Source organism: Pseudomonas sp. GM48 (assembly GCF_000282335.1).
Classification (GTDB): domain Bacteria; phylum Pseudomonadota; class Gammaproteobacteria; order Pseudomonadales; family Pseudomonadaceae; genus Aquipseudomonas.
This window is the reverse complement of the sequence record NZ_AKJM01000046.1, coordinates 1-19,494: the sequence shown is the minus strand read 5'-3', so window position 1 is coordinate 19,494 and position 19,494 is coordinate 1. Positions and strand designations below refer to the sequence as shown.

Sequence of the window (19,494 nt, the reverse complement as noted above, 5' to 3'; positions counted from 1 at the left end):
ACTCCGGCTGCTATTCCCACCGGGCGCAATACGCCCGTTAAAAGGAGGCGCAATTCTATAGACGCCCCAGATGGGTGTCAACCCAATAAAAAAGCCCCCGCTGAGCGGGGGCTTTTTCAAAGCATCGAAGCTATCTCAAAAGAGAAGCTTACTCGATGATTTTGGCTACGACGCCAGCGCCGACGGTACGACCGCCTTCACGGATTGCGAAACGCAGGCCGTCTTCCATCGCGATGGTCTTGATCAGGGTAACTTCCATCTGGATGTTATCACCTGGCATTACCATTTCAACGCCTTCTGGCAGCTGGCAGTTACCAGTCACGTCAGTAGTACGGAAGTAGAACTGTGGACGGTAGCCTTTGAAGAACGGAGTGTGACGACCGCCTTCTTCCTTGCTCAGAACGTAAACTTCTGCGGTGAACTTGGTGTGCGGCTTAACCGAACCTGGCTTAACCAGAACCTGACCACGCTCAACGTCGTCACGCTTGGTGCCACGCAGCAGAACGCCGCAGTTCTCGCCAGCACGACCTTCGTCGAGCAGCTTGCGGAACATCTCAACACCGGTGCAGGTGGTGGTGGTGGTGTCACGCAGACCAACGATTTCCAGTGCATCTTGAACGCGAACGATACCGCGCTCGATACGACCAGTTACAACAGTACCGCGACCGGAGATCGAGAATACGTCTTCGATTGGCATCAGGAACGGCTTGTCGATAGCACGCTCTGGCTCTGGGATGTAGCTGTCCAGAGTTTCTACCAGCTTCTTGACGGCAGTGGTGCCCATCTCGTTGTCATCTTTGCCTTCCAGCGCCATACGGGCCGAACCAATGATGATTGGAGTGTCGTCACCTGGGAAGTCGTAAGTGCTCAGCAGGTCGCGCACTTCCATCTCTACCAGTTCCAGCAGCTCAGCGTCGTCTACCAGGTCAGCCTTGTTCAGGAAAACCACGATGTACGGAACGCCTACCTGGCGGGACAGCAGGATGTGCTCACGGGTTTGTGGCATCGGACCATCAGCGGCCGAGCAAACCAGGATCGCACCGTCCATCTGGGCAGCACCGGTGATCATGTTCTTCACATAGTCAGCGTGACCTGGGCAGTCAACGTGAGCGTAGTGACGAATCTTCGAGTTGTACTCGACGTGCGCGGTGTTGATGGTGATACCACGAGCTTTTTCTTCTGGAGCGCTGTCGATCTTGTCGAATTCAACGATTGCGGAACCGAAAACTTCGGAGCAAACGCGAGTCAGAGCTGCGGTCAGAGTGGTTTTACCGTGGTCAACGTGACCGATAGTGCCAACGTTGACGTGCGGTAGGGAACGATCAAATTTTTCTTTAGCCACGACAATTAACTCCTTGCCTAAAGGACTGAATCAGCCTTGTTTTTTGGTTACAGTTTCGACGATGTGCGACGGAGCTGTATTGTATTTTTTGAATTCCATAGAGTAGCTTGCGCGACCCTGGGACATGGAACGGACGTCGGTCGCATAACCGAACATCTCGCCCAGCGGAACTTCAGCGCGAATTACCTTGCCGGAGACCGTGTCTTCCATACCCAAAATCATGCCGCGACGACGGTTAAGGTCGCCCATCACGTCACCCATATAGTCTTCAGGCGTAACAACCTCTACCGCCATGATCGGCTCGAGCAACTCACCACCACCCTTCTGGGCCAGTTGCTTGGTCGCCATGGAAGCAGCCACTTTAAACGCCATCTCGTTCGAGTCGACGTCGTGGTAAGAACCATCAAACACGGTAGCCTTCAGGCCGATCAGCGGATAGCCGGCAACAACGCCGTTCTTCATCTGCTCTTCGATACCCTTCTGGATCGCCGGGATGTATTCCTTAGGAACCACACCACCCACTACTTCGTTCAGGAATTGCAGACCTTCCTGACCTTCGTCAGCAGGAGCAAAACGGATCCAGCAATGACCGAACTGGCCACGACCACCGGACTGACGAACGAACTTGCCTTCGATTTCGCAGCTCTTCGTGATGCGCTCACGATACGAAACCTGAGGCTTACCGATGTTGGCTTCGACGTTGAACTCACGGCGCATCCGGTCAACCAGGATGTCCAGGTGCAGCTCGCCCATGCCAGAGATGATCGTTTGACCAGTCTCTTCATCAGTCTTGACGCGGAAAGACGGGTCTTCCTGAGCAAGCTTGCCCAGAGCGATACCCATTTTTTCCTGGTCATCCTTGGTCTTAGGCTCAACGGCAACCGAAATAACCGGCTCCGGGAAGTCCATGCGAACCAGGATGATTGGCTTGTCAGCGTTGCACAAGGTTTCACCAGTGGTGACGTCCTTCATGCCGATCAAGGCCGCGATGTCACCAGCGCGTACTTCCTTGATCTCTTCGCGGGCGTTTGCGTGCATCTGCACCATACGACCCACGCGCTCTTTCTTGCCTTTGACCGAGTTGATCACGCCGTCGCCGGAGGCCAACACGCCCGAGTAAACGCGGACGAAGGTCAAGGTACCCACGAATGGGTCGGTAGCGATCTTGAACGCCAGAGCCGAGAACGGCTCGTTGTCGTCTGCATGACGCTCCATCTGCTTTTCCTCGTCATCCGGGTCAGTACCCTTGATGGCAGGAATGTCAGTTGGTGCAGGCAGGTAGTCGATAACGGCGTCGAGAACCAGGGGAACGCCCTTGTTCTTGAAGGAAGAACCGCAAACAGCCAGAACGATCTCGCCAGCGATAGTACGCTGACGCAGAGCACCCTTGATTTCCTCGATGGTGAGCTCTTCACCTTCAAGGTACTTGTTCATCAGCTCTTCGCTGGCTTCGGCCGCAGCCTCTACCATGTTGTTGCGCCACTCTTCAGCCAGCTCCTGCAGTTCAGCAGGGATAGCTTCGCGACGTGGAGTCATGCCCTTGTCAGCATCGTTCCAGTAAACCGCTTCCATGGTCATCAGATCGATCTGACCCTGGAAGTTGTCTTCGGAACCGATAGCCAACTGGATCGGCACCGGAGTGTGACCCAGACGCTGCTTGATCTGAGCGATCACACGCAGGAAGTTCGCACCGGCACGGTCCATCTTGTTCACGTAAACAATACGTGGAACACCGTACTTGTTGGCTTGACGCCATACGGTTTCGGACTGAGGCTCAACGCCGGAGGTGCCGCAGAACACAACGACCGCGCCGTCGAGTACACGCAGGGAACGCTCAACTTCAATGGTGAAGTCTACGTGACCCGGGGTATCGATGACGTTGAAGCGGTACTGGTCTTTGTGCTGCTTGGCGGAACCCTGCCAGAAGGCAGTAATGGCAGCAGAAGTAATGGTAATACCACGCTCCTGCTCCTGAACCATCCAGTCAGTGGTCGCAGCGCCGTCATGCACTTCGCCCATCTTGTGGCTTTTGCCAGTGTAAAAAAGGACGCGCTCGGTGGTGGTGGTTTTACCAGCATCCACGTGAGCAACGATACCAATGTTACGGTAGCGATTAATCGGTGTAGTACGAGCCATAAAGCCCTCGCAAAATGAGTGACGCTAGAATTAGAAGCGGTAGTGCGAGAAAGCCTTGTTGGCTTCAGCCATACGGTGCACGTCTTCACGCTTCTTAACTGCAGCACCTTTGCCTTCGGCGGCGTCCAACAGTTCGCCAGCCAAACGCAGAGCCATAGACTTCTCGCCACGCTTACGGGCGAAGTCTACCAGCCAGCGCATTGCCAGAGCGTTACGACGGGAAGGACGAACTTCGACCGGAACCTGGTAAGTAGCACCACCAACGCGGCGCGACTTCACTTCGACCAGCGGAGCGATGGCGTCGAGTGCTTTTTCGAAGAGTTCCAGGGGATCGGTGCCGGCCTTACGAGCCTTCACGGTATCCAGGGCACCATAAACGATACGCTCGGCAACGGCTTTCTTGCCGCTTTCCATTACGTGGTTCATGAATTTGGCGAGGATTTGGCTTCCGTATTTCGGATCGTCCAGAATCTCACGCTTGGCTGCTACGCGACGTCTTGGCATTGATAAGCCCTCAAACGGTCTTCAGGTTAGCCCGGGACAGATCCTGTGGATACGTGCCCGACCTTACTCTTATCGACTCAATAAAATGAAAAACTGCAAAACGGCCGATTACTTCGGACGCTTGGTACCGTACTTCGAACGACCCTGGTTACGACCTTTAACACCGGAAGTATCCAACGAACCGCGAACGGTGTGGTAACGAACACCTGGCAAGTCTTTTACACGACCGCCGCGGATCAGTACCACGCTGTGCTCTTGCAGGTTGTGACCTTCACCACCGATGTACGAGGAAACCTCGAAACCGTTGGTCAGGCGCACACGGCATACTTTACGCAGTGCCGAGTTAGGTTTTTTCGGCGTGGTGGTGTACACACGGGTGCACACGCCACGGCGTTGCGGGCAGTTCTGCAGCGCAGGCACGTCGGATTTCTCGACGATACGCTTACGCGGCTGACGTACCAGCTGGTTGATAGTTGCCATCTACTAGCTCCACTGTTGTCTTGCGACGCTATTGTCTTGCAAGAAAAGCAAAATGGCAGGAACGAGTTCCCGCCAAATTTAGGGGTACAAGAGTCTAAAGAGGATCTTGTCCCCAGTCAAGGCAAGGCCCCGCCCTCCCCGCTCATCCAATCTCGACAAATTGTCTCGATTCGATGAACGGAGCGACCAGGGCCTCACACTCATTTACCGCAGAACTCAGTTACCGCTCGAGTTCAGCGCTTCGGTCAGTGCAGCTTCCACTTCACTGGCGCTTACGCGCAACGGTTTGTCTGCATCACGGCGGCGCTTACGCTCGCTGTGATAAGCCAGACCGGTACCGGCCGGGATCAGACGACCCACGACCACGTTTTCTTTCAGGCCGCGCAGGTAATCGCGCTTGCCGGTTACCGCCGCTTCGGTCAGTACGCGAGTGGTTTCCTGGAAGGAAGCCGCCGAGATGAACGATTCGGTGGACAACGACGCCTTGGTGATACCCAGCAGAACGCGAGTGAACTTGGAGACAAACTTGTCTTCGCCGCTCAGACGCTCGTTCTCTACCAGAACGTGAGTCAATTCCATCTGGTCGCCCTTGATGAAACTGGAATCGCCGGATTCAGCGATTTCAACTTTACGCAGCATCTGACGCAGGATGGTCTCGATGTGCTTGTCGTTGATCTTCACGCCTTGCAGACGGTAAACGTCCTGGATCTCGTTAACAATGTACTTGGCCAGCGCACTCACACCCAGCAGACGCAGGATGTCGTGTGGATCGCTAGGACCGTCGGAGATAACTTCGCCGCGGTTTACCTGTTCGCCTTCGAACACGTTCAGGTGACGCCACTTCGGAATCAGCTCTTCGTACGGATCGCTACCGTCGTTCGGGGTGATAACCAGACGGCGCTTGCCCTTGGTCTCTTTACCGAACGCGATGGTGCCGCTGACTTCAGCCAGAATCGACGCTTCTTTCGGACGACGGGCTTCGAACAAGTCGGCAACACGCGGCAGACCACCGGTGATGTCACGGGTCTTCGAAGTTTCTTGCGGAATACGAGCGATAACATCACCGATCGCAATCTTCGCACCGTCCGCTACACCGACCAGGGCGTTGGCTGGCAGGAAGTACTGAGCGATAACGTCAGTGCCTGGCAGCAACAGATCCTTGCCGTTGTCGTCGACCATCTTCACGGCAGGACGGATGTCCTTACCGGCAGCTGGACGATCTTTGGCGTCGAGTACTTCAATGTTGGTCATACCGGTCAATTCGTCAGTCTGACGCTTGATCGTGATGCCTTCTTCCATGCCCACGTAGGTCACGGTACCTTTCATTTCGGTAACGATCGGGTGAGTGTGCGGATCCCACTTGGCCACGATTGCGCCAGCGTCGACCTTGTCACCTTCTTTAACCGAAATCACAGCACCGTACGGCAGCTTGTAACGCTCACGCTCACGACCGAAGTCATCAGCGATGGCCAGCTCACCGGAACGGGATACAGCCACCAGGTGACCATCCACTCGCTCAACGTGCTTCAGGTTATGCAGACGGACGGTACCGCCATTCTTCACCTGAACGCTGTCGGCTGCGGAGGTCCGGCTTGCCGCACCACCGATGTGGAACGTACGCATCGTCAGCTGGGTACCCGGCTCACCGATGGACTGGGCAGCGATAACGCCGACCGCTTCACCGATGTTCACCTGGTGACCACGAGCCAGATCACGGCCGTAGCACTTGGCGCAAATGCCGTAGCGGGTTTCGCAGCTGATCGGCGAACGCACGATCACTTCGTCGATGCTGTTCAGCTCGATGAACTCGACCCACTTCTCGTCTACCAGGGTGCCGGCAGGAACGATGACGTCCTCGGTACCCGGCTTGAATACGTCACGGGCAATAACACGACCCAATACGCGCTCACCCAACGGCTCTACAACGTCACCGCCTTCAATGTGCGGAGTCATCAGCAGACCGTGTTCGGTGCCGCAATCGATCTCGGTTACGACCAGATCCTGCGCCACGTCTACCAGACGACGAGTCAGGTAACCGGAGTTCGCAGTTTTCAACGCGGTATCCGCCAGACCTTTACGAGCACCGTGAGTGGAGATGAAGTACTGAAGTACGCTCAAACCTTCACGGAAGTTCGCAGTAATCGGCGTTTCAATGATGGAACCGTCCGGCTTGGCCATCAGGCCACGCATACCGGCCAGCTGACGAATCTGTGCTGCGGAACCCCGCGCACCCGAGTCGGCCATCATGTACATCGAGTTGAAGGATTCCTGGTCGACTTCGACGCCATGACGGTCGATGACTTTCTCTTTCGAGAGGTTGGCCATCATCGCCTTGGAAACTTCGTCGTTCGCCTTGGACCAAAGGTCGATCACTTTGTTGTACTTCTCGCCCTGGGTTACCAGGCCGGAGGCGTACTGGCTCTCGATCTCTTTCACTTCGTCGGTGGCTGCACCGATGATGCGGGCTTTTTCATCCGGGATAACGAAGTCGTTAACACCGATGGAAACGCCGGAAATGGTCGAGTAGGCAAAACCGGTGTACATCAACTGGTCAGCGAAGATCACGGTCTCTTTCAAACCAACCACGCGGTAGCACTGGTTGATCAGCTTGGAGATCGCCTTTTTCTTCATCGGCAGGTTGACGACGTCGTACGACAGACCTTTTGGCACAACCTGGAACAACAGCGCACGGCCGACAGTGGTGTCGACGATACGAGTGTTGGTCACGCTGCCGCCGTCACGGTCGTTGACGGTTTCGTTGATCCGCACTTTGACCTTGGCGTGCAGTGCGGCTTCGCCGGCACGGAACACACGGTCAACTTCCTGCAGATCCGCGAACACACGACCTTCGCCCTTGGCGTTGATCGCTTCACGCGTCATGTAGTACAGACCCAATACAACGTCCTGCGACGGAACGATGATTGGCTCACCGTTGGCTGGCGACAGAATGTTGTTGGTCGACATCATCAACGCACGCGCTTCCAGCTGGGCTTCCAGCGTCAGCGGTACGTGCACGGCCATTTGGTCGCCGTCGAAGTCGGCGTTGTACGCGGCGCAGACCAGCGGGTGCAGCTGGATAGCCTTACCTTCGATCAGTACCGGTTCAAACGCCTGGATGCCCAGACGGTGAAGAGTCGGTGCACGGTTGAGAAGAACCGGGTGTTCGCGAATCACTTCAGCGAGAACGTCCCAAACCTCTGGCAGCTCACGCTCGACCATCTTCTTGGCAGCTTTGATGGTGGTCGCAAGACCACGCATTTCCAGCTTGCCGAAAATGAACGGTTTGAACAGCTCGAGAGCCATCTTCTTCGGCAGACCGCACTGGTGCAGACGCAGGGTCGGACCTACGGTAATTACCGAACGACCGGAGTAGTCAACACGCTTACCGAGCAAGTTCTGACGGAAACGACCTTGCTTACCCTTGATCATGTCAGCCAGGGATTTCAGAGGACGCTTGTTCGAACCGGTGATAGCGCGGCCACGACGACCGTTGTCGAGCAGTGCATCGACGGCTTCCTGCAACATACGCTTTTCGTTGCGCACGATGATGTCCGGAGCGGACAGATCCAGCAGGCGCTTCAAACGGTTGTTACGGTTGATCACTCGACGATACAGATCGTTGAGGTCGGAAGTCGCGAAGCGACCGCCATCCAGCGGGACCAGTGGACGCAGATCTGGCGGCAGAACCGGCAGAACGGTCAGCACCATCCACTCTGGCAGGTTGCCGGAACCCTGGAAGGCTTCCATCAACTTCAGACGCTTGGACAGCTTCTTGATTTTGGTTTCGGAGTTGGTTTGCGGAATCTCTTCACGCAGACGGCCAATCTCGTGTTCCAGGTCGATAGCGTGCAGCAGCTCGCGGACAGCTTCGGCACCCATGCGGGCATCGAAATCGTCGCCGAACTCTTCCAGCGCTTCGAAGTACTGCTCGTCGTTCAGCAGCTGACCTTTTTCAAGGGTGGTCATGCCTGGGTCGATAACGACGTAGCTCTCGAAGTAGAGAACGCGCTCGATATCACGCAGGGTCATGTCCATCAGCAAGCCGATACGGGACGGCAGCGATTTCAGGAACCAGATGTGAGCAACCGGCGAGGCCAGTTCGATGTGCGCCATGCGCTCACGACGAACTTTTGCCAGCGCGACTTCAACGCCGCACTTCTCGCAGATCACACCACGATGCTTCAAGCGCTTGTACTTACCGCACAGGCACTCGTAATCCTTTACCGGGCCAAAGATCTTGGCGCAGAACAGGCCGTCACGTTCAGGTTTGAACGTACGGTAGTTGATGGTTTCCGGCTTTTTAACTTCACCGAACGACCACGAACGGATCATCTCAGGCGATGCCAATCCGATACGGATGGCGTCGAACTCTTCGACTTGACCCTGGTTTTTCAGCAAATTCAGTAGGTCTTTCAAGGCCTTTCCTCCTGGCGGAGCAGAGAGCGGGCAATCCTGCCCCGCTCTCGATTCGCGTCACGTGTTATTCGGTTTCCAGATCGATATCGATGCCGAGGGAACGAATTTCCTTGATCAACACGTTGAAGGACTCGGGCATGCCCGGCTCCATACGGTGATCGCCATCCACGATGTTTTTGTACATCTTGGTACGGCCGTTCACATCGTCCGACTTCACTGTGAGCATTTCTTGCAGAGTGTAAGCGGCACCGTATGCTTCCAGTGCCCAGACCTCCATCTCCCCGAAACGCTGACCACCGAACTGCGCCTTACCACCCAGCGGCTGCTGGGTAACCAGGCTGTACGAACCGGTAGAACGCGCGTGCATCTTGTCGTCTACCAAGTGGTTCAGCTTCAGCATGTACATGTAGCCAACGGTAACCGGACGCTCGAACTTGTTGCCGGTACGGCCGTCGGTCAGCTGCATCTGGCCGCTTTCTGGCAGGTCTGCCAGTTTCAGCATGGCCTTGATTTCGCTTTCCTTGGCGCCGTCGAACACTGGAGTGGCCATTGGAACGCCGCCACGCAGGTTTTGAGCCAGGTCCAGGATTTCCTGGTCCGAGAAGTCATCGAGGCTTTCCTGACGACCGCCGATCTCGTTATAGATCTCGTGCAGGAATTTACGCAGCTCGGCAACCTTGCGCTGCTCTTCAACCATGCGGTTGATCTTCTCACCCAGACCTTTGGCCGCGAGGCCCAGGTGGGTTTCAAGGATCTGACCGACGTTCATACGCGAAGGTACGCCCAGCGGGTTGAGGACGACGTCGACCGGGGTGCCATTGGCATCGTGCGGCATGTCTTCAACCGGCATGATCACGGAGACCACACCCTTGTTACCGTGACGACCGGCCATCTTGTCGCCCGGCTGGATGCGACGACGGATTGCCAGGTAAACCTTGACGATTTTCAGCACGCCTGGAGCCAGGTCATCGCCCTGCTGCAGTTTGCGCTTCTTGTCTTCGAACTTGTCGTCCAGCAGACGGCGACGATCAACGATGTAGGCCTGAGCCTTCTCGAGCTGCTCGTTCAGAGCATCTTCAGCCATGCGCAGCTTGAACCACTGGCCGTGCTCAAGACCGTCGAGAACTTCGTCGGTGATGTCCTGGCCTTTCTTCAGACCGGCGCCGCCTTCGGCTTTGTGGCCGACCAGAGCGGAGCGCAGACGTTCGAAAGTAGCACCTTCAACGATACGGAACTCTTCGTTCAGGTCCTTGCGGATCTCGTCCAGCTGGGACTTCTCGATCGACAGGGCACGAGCATCACGCTCAACGCCGTCGCGGGTGAAGACCTGTACGTCGATGACAGTACCTTTGGTACCGGTTGGTACACGCAGGGAGGTGTCTTTAACGTCGCTGGCTTTTTCACCGAAGATCGCACGCAGCAGTTTTTCTTCCGGAGTCAGTTGAGTCTCGCCTTTCGGAGTGACCTTACCGACCAGGATGTCGCCTGCGCCAACTTCAGCACCTACGTAAACGATACCGGCTTCGTCCAGCTTGTTCAGTGCAGCTTCACCCACGTTCGGGATGTCCGCAGTGATTTCCTCTGGGCCAAGCTTGGTGTCACGGGCCACACAGGTCAGTTCCTGAATGTGGATCGTGGTGAAACGGTCTTCCTGAACCACACGCTCGGACAGGCAGATGGAGTCTTCGAAGTTGAAGCCGTTCCATGCCATGAACGCGATGCGCATGTTCTGACCCAGAGCCAGTTCACCCATGTCGGTGGACGGGCCGTCGGCCATGATGTCGCTACGCTGAACCCGATCACCCTTACGCACCAGCGGACGCTGGTTGATGCAGGTGTTCTGGTTGGAGCGGGTGTACTTGGTCAGGTTGTAGATGTCGACACCGGCTTCACCGGTTTCAACTTCGTCATCGGCAACACGAACCACGATACGGCTGGCGTCGACGGAGTCGATCACGCCGCCACGACGAGCCACGACGCAAACGCCGGAGTCACGGGCTACGTTACGCTCCATGCCGGTACCTACCAGCGGCTTGTCAGCACGCAGGGTCGGTACAGCTTGACGCTGCATGTTCGAACCCATCAACGCACGGTTGGCGTCGTCGTGCTCGAGGAACGGAATCAGCGACGCAGCAACCGAAACTACCTGCTTCGGCGAAACGTCCATCAAGGTGACGTCTTCCGGCGCCTTGACGGTGAATTCGTTCAAGTGACGAACAGCTACCAGCTCGTCGATCAGGACTTTCTTGTCGTTCATCGTGGCCGAAGCCTGAGCGATCACGTGATCGGCTTCTTCGATGGCGGACAGGAACACGATCTCGTCGGTGACCAGAGCGTCTTTCACCACGCGGTACGGGCTCTCGAGGAAGCCGTACTGGTTGGTGCGCGCATAGGCAGCCAGGGAGTTGATCAGACCGATGTTCGGACCTTCCGGCGTTTCGATCGGGCAAACACGACCGTAGTGCGTCGGGTGTACGTCACGAACTTCAAAGCCGGCACGCTCACGAGTCAGACCGCCAGGGCCGAGTGCAGAGACACGACGCTTGTGGGTGATCTCAGACAGCGGGTTGTTCTGGTCCATGAACTGGGACAGCTGGCTGGAACCGAAGAACTCTTTCACCGCCGCAGCCACTGGCTTGGCGTTGATCAGGTCTTGCGGCATCAGGCCTTCGCTTTCAGCCATCGACAGACGCTCTTTGACCGCACGCTCAACACGTACCAGGCCAACGCGGAACTGGTTCTCGGCCATTTCGCCTACGCAGCGAACACGACGGTTACCCAGGTGGTCGATGTCATCGACGATGCCTTTACCGTTACGGATGTCGACCAGAGTCTTCAATACCGCGACGATGTCTTCCTTGCACAACACGCCCGAACCTTCGATCTCGGTACGACCGATACGACGGTTGAACTTCATCCGGCCGACCGCAGACAGGTCATAGCGCTCAGGGCTGAAGAACAGGTTGTTGAACAGAGTCTCGGCAGCGTCTTTGGTTGGCGGCTCGCCTGGACGCATCATGCGATAGATCTCGACCAGTGCTTCCAATTGGTTGCTGGTCGAGTCGATCTTCAGAGTGTCGGAGACGAACGGACCGCAGTCGATATCGTTGGTGTACAGAGTTTCGATGCGAACAACCTGAGCCTTGGCGATTTTGGCCAGGATCTCGGTGTTCAGCTCGGTGTTGCACTCTGCCAGGATTTCGCCGGTTGCCGGATGCACGATGACCTTGGCGGTTGTACGACCCAGGACGTAGTCCAGAGGCACATCCAGCTCTTTGATCCCGGCTTTTTCCAGCTGGTTGATGTGGCGAGCGGTGATACGACGACCTTGCTCGACAATAACCTTGCCTTTGTCATCCTGAATATCGAGGACAGCGATTTCACCGCGCAGGCGCTGAGGCACCAGCTCCAGGCTCAGGGTCTCGCCCTTCACGTGGAATACGTTGGTGGTGTAGAACGCGTCCAGCACTTCTTCGGTGGTATAGCCCAGCGCGCGCAGCAGTACCGATGCAGGCAGCTTGCGACGACGGTCGATACGCACGAATACGCAGTCTTTCGGGTCGAACTCGAAGTCCAGCCACGAACCGCGGTAAGGGATGATGCGCGCGGAGTACAGCAGTTTACCGGAGCTGTGCGTCTTGCCACGGTCGTGGTCGAAGAACACGCCCGGGGAACGGTGCAGCTGGGAAACGATTACACGCTCGGTACCGTTGATTACGAAGGTACCGTTTTCAGTCATCAGGGGGATTTCACCCATGTAGACTTCTTGCTCTTTGATGTCCTTGATCGCTTTGTTCGACGACTCTTTGTCGAAAATGATCAGGCGCACTTTTACCCGCAAAGGTACGGCGTAAGTTACACCGCGCAATACGCATTCTTTGACATCAAATGCCGGTTCGCCCAGGCGATAACCGACGTACTCCAGCGCAGCATTGCCGGAGTAGCTGATGATCGGGAAAACGGATTTGAAGGCCGCATGCAGGCCCACGTCGCGGAACTGATCTTTAGTCGCTCCCGCTTGCAAGAATTCACGATACGAATCCAGCTGGATGGCCAGGAGGTACGGCACATCCATGACGTCCGGCAACTTGCTAAAGTCCTTGCGGATACGTTTTTTCTCAGTATATGAGTAAGCCATCAGCGTTCCCCAGCTTGGTCACCTGCTTGTTTGGCCCCTCCCGACGGGAGCAGCCAGAAAATCGTGCAAACCCCATGGTTTGCGCCACCGCATCGGGTGGTTACAGCACGTTATCGGCACCGACCCAGTCGGCTGCCAATAACGGAAAAAGGCCGGTGGCAAGAGCCACCAGCCATCAGCCTGTCGCTTAACGCTCGGGCTGGAGGAGCAAAGTCGATGCTTACTTCAGCTCGACTTTAGCGCCTGCTTCTTCCAGAGCTGCTTTGGCTTTGTCAGCTGCGTCTTTGGCAACAGCTTCCAGAACCATGGCAGGTGCGCCGTCAACTACAGCCTTGGCTTCTTTCAGGCCCAGACCGGTCAGTTCACGTACAGCCTTGATCACGTTAACTTTCTTCTCGCCAGCTTCGGTCAGCATGACGTTGAATTCGGTTTGCTCTTCAGCAACGGCAGCAGCAACAGCTGGACCAGCCGATGCAGCAGCAGCGGTAACGCCGAATTTTTCTTCGAAAGCTTTGATCAGTTCAACAACTTCCATTACGGACATGTTGCCAACGGCTTCAAGGATATCGTTCTGAGAGATAGACATGAATCTAATTCCTGATATTGGGGACGGCCTACGCGACCATCGAAAAAAACAAAAAACGCGAGAAGTTGACGAGCCTTAGGCTGCAGCAGCTTCTTTCTGGTCGCGAATTGCCGCCAGAGTACGAGCCAATTTGCTGGTAGCGCCTTGAATCACGCTCATCAGCTGAGAAATTGCTTCGTCACGGGTCGGCAGAGTTGCCAGTACGTCGATTTGGTTAGCTGCGAGGAACTTGCCCTCGAACGCAGCTGCCTTGATCTCGAACTTGTCCTGACCCTTTGCGAATTCCTTGAAGATCCGGGCAGCAGCGCCTGGATGTTCTTTGGAGAACGCAATCAGGGTAGGGCCGGTGAACACGTCGTTGAGAACACTGAATTCAGTGTCAGCAACAGCGCGCTTGAGCAGGGTGTTACGTACAACACGTACGTAAACGCCAGCTTCACGAGCCTCTTTACGGAGTCCGGTCATCGCGCCTACTGTTACGCCACGGGCATCAGCCACGACAGCGGACAGAGCGACTTTGGCAGCCTCGTTGACTTCAGCGACGATGGCCTTCTTGTCTTCGAGTTTAATTGCCACGGGTTTAACTCCTGCTTGTTACCGTTTCATCTGGTCGAAACCGGATGTCGTTTTGGTGTCTGATTCGGTAAGGAACCGGGAGCACCATCTGCGTAGGCTTGTGGTTTAAGACTTGCGTCGCCTACGGTCTTGGATAGCCCCCGCCAGGCAGGGACCCCAATTTTTCAATTGGCGCAATCGCTTGCGCCAATCTTTGTCTTACGCGTCGAGCGAGCTTTGGTCGATGACCAGACCTGGGCCCATAGTGGTGCTCAGGGTAACGCGCTTGACGTAAATGCCTTTCGAGGAAGCTGGCTTGATACGCTTCAGATCAGCGATCAGGGCTTCAACGTTTTCCTTCAGCTTGACGGCGTCGAAGCCGATCTTGCCAACGGAAGTGTGGATGATGCCGTTTTTGTCGGTGCGATAACGAACCTGACCAGCCTTGGCGTTTTTAACCGCGGTAGCTACGTCTGGAGTCACGGTGCCGACTTTAGGGTTAGGCATCAGACCACGTGGACCGAGGATCTGACCCAACTGACCCACAACGCGCATGGCATCCGGGGATGCGATCACGACGTCATAGTTCAGGTCGCCGCCTTTCATTTCGGCAGCCAGGTCGTCCATGCCTACACGGTCAGCGCCGGCAGCCAGAGCGGCTTCAGCAGCAGGACCCTGGGTGAACACAGCAACGCGAACGGTCTTGCCAGTGCCGTGTGGCAGCACAGTAGCGCTACGAACGACCTGGTCGGATTTACGCGGGTCAACACCCAGGTTTACAGCTACGTCGAACGACTCGCTGAACTTGACAGTCGACAGCTCGGCCAGCAGAGCAGCGGCGTCTACAAAGTTGTAGGCCTTGCCTGCTTCGATTTTGCCGGCGATAGCCTTTTGACGCTTGGTCAGCTTAGCCATTACACACCCTCCACGTTAAGGCCCATGCTACGAGCAGAACCGGCGATAGTACGCACGGCTGCTTCCATATCAGCTGCAGTCAGATCCGCGTTTTTGGTTTTCGCGATTTCTTCCAGCTGAGCACGAGTTACGGTGCCAACCTTAACGGTGTTCGGACGAGCGGAACCGCTGGTCAGACCGGCCGCCTTCTTCAGCAGAACCGAAGCAGGGGTGGATTTGGTTTCGAAAGTGAAGCTACGGTCGCTGTAGACAGTGATGATCACTGGAGTCGGCAGACCTGGCTCAAGACCCTGAGTACGGGCGTTGAAAGCCTTGCAGAATTCCATGATGTTCACGCCGTGCTGACCCAGAGCAGGACCAACAGGTGGGCTTGGGTTAGCCTGAGCGGCCTTCACTTGCAGCTTGATGTAAGCGGTAATCTTCTTGGCCATGAGGCACTCCAATTACGGGTTCGAACGCCTCGAGAGGCTCCCCGGTTACTTGCGCGTTTATCCCAGTGACGACAAAACCCCACAGCCTACGGCTGCGGGGTTGGGATTTTTGCTCAGCTAGACCTTTTCGACCTGGCTGAACTCGAGCTCCACCGGAGTAGAGCGACCGAAAATGAGCACTGCGACCTGAATCCGGCTCTTTTCGTAGTTAACTTCTTCAACAACACCGGTAAAGTCCGCGAATGGACCGTCATTGACACGCACCGACTCACCCGGCTCGAACAACGTCTTCGGCTTCGGCTTGTCGCTACCGTCAGCAACGCGGCGCAGAATCGCTTCTGCTTCCTTATCGGTGATCGGTGCAGGCTTGTCGGCGGTACCGCCGATGAAACCCATCACCCGAGGAGTATCCTTGACCAAGTGCCAAGTACCCTCGTTCATATCCATCTGTACCAGCACGTAGCCAGGGAAGAATTTGCGTTCGCTTTTGCGCTTCTGGCCATTGCGCATTTCAACCACTTCTTCAGTGGGAACCAGAATCTCGCCGAAGCCGTCTTCCATACCGGCCAGCTTTACGCGCTCGATCAGCGAGCGCATTACATGCTTCTCGTAACCGGAGTAAGCATGCACAACATACCAACGCTTAGCCACGGGACACCCTTAGCCGACAATCAAGGAAACAAGCCAGCCGAGCAGGGAATCAAGCCCCCACAACAGCAACGCCATAACCAGGACAACAGCCACAACGATCAACGTGGTCTGCGTGGTTTCTTGGCGAGTTGGCCAAACGACTTTACGAATTTCGGTGCGAGCTTCCTTAACCAGTACAAAGAAAGACTTGCCCTTGACCGTCTGCAGGCCTACAAAGGCAGCTACAGCAGCAATAGCAAGCAATGCGAGTACGCGGTACAGGATCGGCGAAGCAGAAAAGTACTGATTGCCAACAACGCCAACAACCACCAGAGCGACTACTACAAGCCACTTGAGGAGGTCGAAACGAGAGCCCTGAGCTTCAGCTTTAGGAGTCATCTATGAAGATCCTGTGAAAAGAAAGCCAGACACACCGAGTGAATCTGGCAGGTCAGGAGGGAATCGAACCCCCAACCTACGGTTTTGGAGACCGTCGCTCTGCCAATTGAGCTACTGACCTAAAACAAAATCAGGCCGACCATTATGCCGACCCGAAAAAGACTTTACAACACCTACCAGGCAATCCCGACTGCAACACCAGCATCTGCGATACCGGCAACCCCGAAAACACAACGAGGCGCAACCACAACCACCTAAAACAAAGGCAGATATTTTCATATCTGCCTTGTTATATGGAGCTCTTGAGCGGATTTGAACCGCTGACCTCACCCTTACCAAGGGTGTGCTCTACCAACTGAGCTACAAGAGCGTAACACTGTGCAAAACCTGTAAACTTGGAGCGGGTAGCGGGAATCGAACCCGCATCATCAGCTTGGAAGGCTGAGGTTCTACCACTAAACTATACCCGCGAGGCTTACAGCTCTCGCTAAAAATGGTGGAGGGGGAAGGATTCGAACCTTCGAAGTCGTAGACGTCAGATTTACAGTCTGATCCCTTTGGCCGCTCGGGAACCCCTCCTAAGCGAGCCGGCATTCTACATCATGCCAGCCTTCTGTCAAGCATTTTTCTCATTAAAAACCTGAGCTTAGCTGCGTTGACCTCGCTTCACTTCGTTAACCGTTTCCGGTGTTCGCTGTGGAGCGGGCGCCATTCTATGCAAACTATTCGGTGGGTGCAACCCCCTCGCACGGCATTATTTTATGTTTTAACTCATTGAATTCTTTAGAAAGGTTTTGCAGCTGCAGATCGTCCAGCCAACGCCGGCTTTCCGGGGCAATACGCACCCAATACCCTGCGCTTTCCGAGCCCCTGGGCAGGGATTGATACTTGACCTCCATCCCGCTCAACCGCCGCTCAACCGCCTGCGCGGCCTCCTGGCGCGTATACCCCCCCAGATAAAGGCAGCCATTGTCTGTCGAGACAGCCTTACCCTTCTCTTTGGACACGTCACTTGCCTCGCTCAGCAAGCGGATATCTTGTTGAGACCCACGATACAGACTCAAAGGCGTGACATCCTTCGCGCGCAGAGGAGCCTCTTGTTGATGCCAAATGTAGTAAAACCCATTGAGGACAAGCAGCAGCAGGAACAACCAACGCATAAAAACCTCAGGACAAGGGACAGGCCATGGCCAATCCGACAAACACCAAGTCCGGAACAACCCTGGCCTGAGGCACGACCTCAGAAACCAGGCTCGCATCCCCCCCGGTGAGGAATACGACAAAGTCCTCACCCCAGTAGCTGTGCGCCAATTCAAGCTGAGTCAGTACGAAGCCGCGCAGCATCAACAAACAACCACGCTCTACAGCCTCTACAGTCGCACGACCTGGAACAAGACTCTCCAGAGCCTGCTCAGCCGCAAGGTCCCCATAACGAATTTTGCGAGTGTGGGTGCGCAACTGGTTTCGCATCAACGGCATCCCCGGACAGATGAAACCACCCAAGTGCTCACCATCCGCTGCGATAAAGTCAGCAGTCACAGCCGTACCGAAGTCGAGCACCAGGCACGCACCTGAAGCCAAATGAAAGCCTCCAAGCATTGCAAGCCACCGATCCAGACCCAGCCGCTCAAATTCCTCATACCCATTGCGCACGCCTGACATTTCGCGCGCTGGCGTTGCGCACACAACCGGCACATCAAAGGCATCCCTGAGCAAAGACGTCAGCGCAGCGGTCTCCTCCGCAGTCCTGACGCTCACCAGCCGGCAAAACGTAAGGGCAAGCCCTTTGAGCTCCCCCAACCCCTCAAGCAATGCGAGATTGGAATCGACGACCCCCTCACCAAGCACCTGCCCAGCATTAACGGCAAGCACGCGCCACTTGATGAAACTATTCCCACAATCGAGCTCAAGAATCATCACGCAACCTCAGGCTCAACTCACCACCACTGAAGACTTTCTCCACACCATCCACCTTCAGGCGCAAGGCGCCCTGGCCATCAATACCAAGCACCTCACCATCTATTTGATTGACACCGGCAATCAACGACACACTTCGCCCCTGCCACAGGTGATTTTGCTCCCACTCTGACTGGATAGCCAAAAAACCACCCGACTGATGACGAGCCAGGTATCGCTGCAGCATCTCCCCCAACATGGCGACCAATTGATTGCGATCAAACAACTTGCCCGACTCGAGCCGCATGGATGTCCACTGCTGGTCCACTTCGTCAGCGGACTGCATGTTCACATTGATTCCCACCCCCAGAACCACGTGACACACATCAGCAGGGTCACCAACCAACTCGAGCAATATTCCAGCAATCTTTTTCTGACCCACCAGAACATCGTTGGGCCACTTCAATCCAGCCGCCGCAATACCGAGCTCACGCAACGTCTGCAAAACAGCAAGCCCAACGACGAGACTCAAACCCTCCAGCTGGCGCATCCCACCATCAATGCGTAGCACCAGGCTGTAATAGACGTTTTCTGCGAATGGACTGACCCACTTGCGACCACGTCGCCCGCGCCCGGCCGTCTGTCGCTCAGAAAGCACAAGAAATGGCGCCGCTTGCCCCCGCTCTATAGCACGCAGCGCTTCGGCGTTCGTGGAGTCGATTGAGTCGTAAACCTGAACGGGCCAGTCGCAAGAAAGCGCTTTTGCGCTTATCTCGGAAGGATCAAGCAACGCTAATGGTGCGGACAGTTGATAACCACGCCCACGAACCTTATGAATAGACAAACCCAACTCAGCTTCTAAATGCTGAAGCTGCTTCCACACAGCACTACGACTGATGCCCAGGGCGGCACCCAATGCTTGACCCGAATGGAATCGGCCATCTTTAAGAAGCTTTAACAACGTCAGCATGCAGGTCTCGCCTCACAATGAGGTCCGCATGATAGCCACGCACCGAGCTATTGCATAGAAATCCAGTAACCGTGACTTTTCTGTGGGCAAAACAAA

At 55.7% G+C, this 19,494-nt stretch carries 15 protein-coding genes and 4 tRNA genes; all 19 read right to left on the bottom strand.

Going from position 1 to position 19,494, the window contains the following annotated elements; genetic code table 11:
- Positions 1-148: 148 nt before the first annotated feature.
- Positions 149-1,342 carry an elongation factor Tu gene (tuf, locus tag PMI28_RS20940; protein WP_007984412.1) on the bottom strand — a complete coding sequence of 398 codons (1,194 nt, stop codon included), beginning with the start codon at positions 1,340-1,342 and terminating at the stop codon, positions 149-151.
- Between the two features lie 30 nt (positions 1,343-1,372).
- Positions 1,373-3,478: an elongation factor G gene (gene fusA, locus PMI28_RS20945; protein ID WP_007984410.1), complete on the bottom strand. Its 2,106-nt coding sequence runs from the start codon at positions 3,476-3,478 to the stop codon at positions 1,373-1,375.
- A 30-nt stretch (positions 3,479-3,508) separates the two neighbouring features.
- Positions 3,509-3,982 (bottom strand): 30S ribosomal protein S7, encoded by a 474-nt coding sequence (rpsG, locus tag PMI28_RS20950; RefSeq protein ID WP_007970418.1) that lies wholly within the window; start codon positions 3,980-3,982, stop codon positions 3,509-3,511.
- A 108-nt stretch (positions 3,983-4,090) separates the two neighbouring features.
- Positions 4,091-4,462: a 30S ribosomal protein S12 gene (gene rpsL, locus PMI28_RS20955; RefSeq protein WP_003186084.1), complete on the bottom strand. Its 372-nt coding sequence runs from the start codon at positions 4,460-4,462 to the stop codon at positions 4,091-4,093.
- A 216-nt stretch (positions 4,463-4,678) separates the two neighbouring features.
- The gene (gene rpoC, locus PMI28_RS20960) at positions 4,679-8,878 is read right to left on the bottom strand and encodes a DNA-directed RNA polymerase subunit beta' (protein WP_007984408.1); all 4,200 of its coding nucleotides are present in this window, start codon (positions 8,876-8,878) and stop codon (positions 4,679-4,681) included.
- 64 nt (positions 8,879-8,942) lie between these two features.
- Positions 8,943-13,016: a DNA-directed RNA polymerase subunit beta gene (gene rpoB, locus PMI28_RS20965; protein ID WP_007984407.1), complete on the bottom strand. Its 4,074-nt coding sequence runs from the start codon at positions 13,014-13,016 to the stop codon at positions 8,943-8,945.
- A 220-nt stretch (positions 13,017-13,236) separates the two neighbouring features.
- Positions 13,237-13,602 (bottom strand): 50S ribosomal protein L7/L12, encoded by a 366-nt coding sequence (rplL, locus tag PMI28_RS20970; RefSeq protein WP_007970414.1) that lies wholly within the window; start codon positions 13,600-13,602, stop codon positions 13,237-13,239.
- Positions 13,603-13,677: 75 nt separating this feature from the next.
- Positions 13,678-14,178, bottom strand: a complete 501-nt coding sequence (gene rplJ / locus PMI28_RS20975; protein WP_007970413.1) for a 50S ribosomal protein L10 — start codon at positions 14,176-14,178, stop codon at positions 13,678-13,680.
- A 198-nt stretch (positions 14,179-14,376) separates the two neighbouring features.
- Positions 14,377-15,072, bottom strand: a complete 696-nt coding sequence (gene rplA, locus PMI28_RS20980; protein ID WP_003186095.1) for a 50S ribosomal protein L1 — start codon at positions 15,070-15,072, stop codon at positions 14,377-14,379.
- Positions 15,072-15,503 (bottom strand): 50S ribosomal protein L11, encoded by a 432-nt coding sequence (gene rplK / locus PMI28_RS20985; RefSeq protein ID WP_007933726.1) that lies wholly within the window; start codon positions 15,501-15,503, stop codon positions 15,072-15,074. The genes rplA and rplK overlap by 1 nt, the downstream gene beginning before the upstream one ends.
- Before the next feature lie 117 nt (positions 15,504-15,620).
- Positions 15,621-16,154 (bottom strand): transcription termination/antitermination protein NusG, encoded by a 534-nt coding sequence (nusG, locus tag PMI28_RS20990; RefSeq protein ID WP_007984405.1) that lies wholly within the window; start codon positions 16,152-16,154, stop codon positions 15,621-15,623.
- A 9-nt stretch (positions 16,155-16,163) separates the two neighbouring features.
- Positions 16,164-16,532: a preprotein translocase subunit SecE gene (gene secE / locus PMI28_RS20995; protein WP_007984402.1), complete on the bottom strand. Its 369-nt coding sequence runs from the start codon at positions 16,530-16,532 to the stop codon at positions 16,164-16,166.
- A gap of 45 nt (positions 16,533-16,577) precedes the next feature.
- Positions 16,578-16,653 (bottom strand) — tRNA-Trp (locus PMI28_RS21000).
- A gap of 173 nt (positions 16,654-16,826) precedes the next feature.
- A tRNA-Thr gene (locus PMI28_RS21005) sits at positions 16,827-16,902 on the bottom strand.
- Between the two features lie 26 nt (positions 16,903-16,928).
- Positions 16,929-17,002 (bottom strand) — tRNA-Gly (locus PMI28_RS21010).
- A 24-nt stretch (positions 17,003-17,026) separates the two neighbouring features.
- Positions 17,027-17,111, bottom strand: a tRNA-Tyr gene (locus tag PMI28_RS21015).
- A 143-nt stretch (positions 17,112-17,254) separates the two neighbouring features.
- Positions 17,255-17,692, bottom strand: a complete 438-nt coding sequence (locus PMI28_RS21020) for a hypothetical protein (protein WP_007984401.1) — start codon at positions 17,690-17,692, stop codon at positions 17,255-17,257.
- A 7-nt stretch (positions 17,693-17,699) separates the two neighbouring features.
- On the bottom strand, positions 17,700-18,449 hold the full coding sequence (locus tag PMI28_RS21025; protein ID WP_007984399.1) for a pantothenate kinase: 750 nt from the start codon (positions 18,447-18,449) through the stop codon (positions 17,700-17,702).
- Positions 18,439-19,398, bottom strand: coding sequence for a bifunctional biotin--[acetyl-CoA-carboxylase] ligase/biotin operon repressor BirA (birA, locus tag PMI28_RS21030; RefSeq protein ID WP_007984397.1), 960 nt, complete (start codon positions 19,396-19,398; stop codon positions 18,439-18,441). Before birA ends, PMI28_RS21025 begins: the two co-directional genes overlap by 11 nt.
- Between the last annotated feature and the right edge of the window lie 96 nt (positions 19,399-19,494).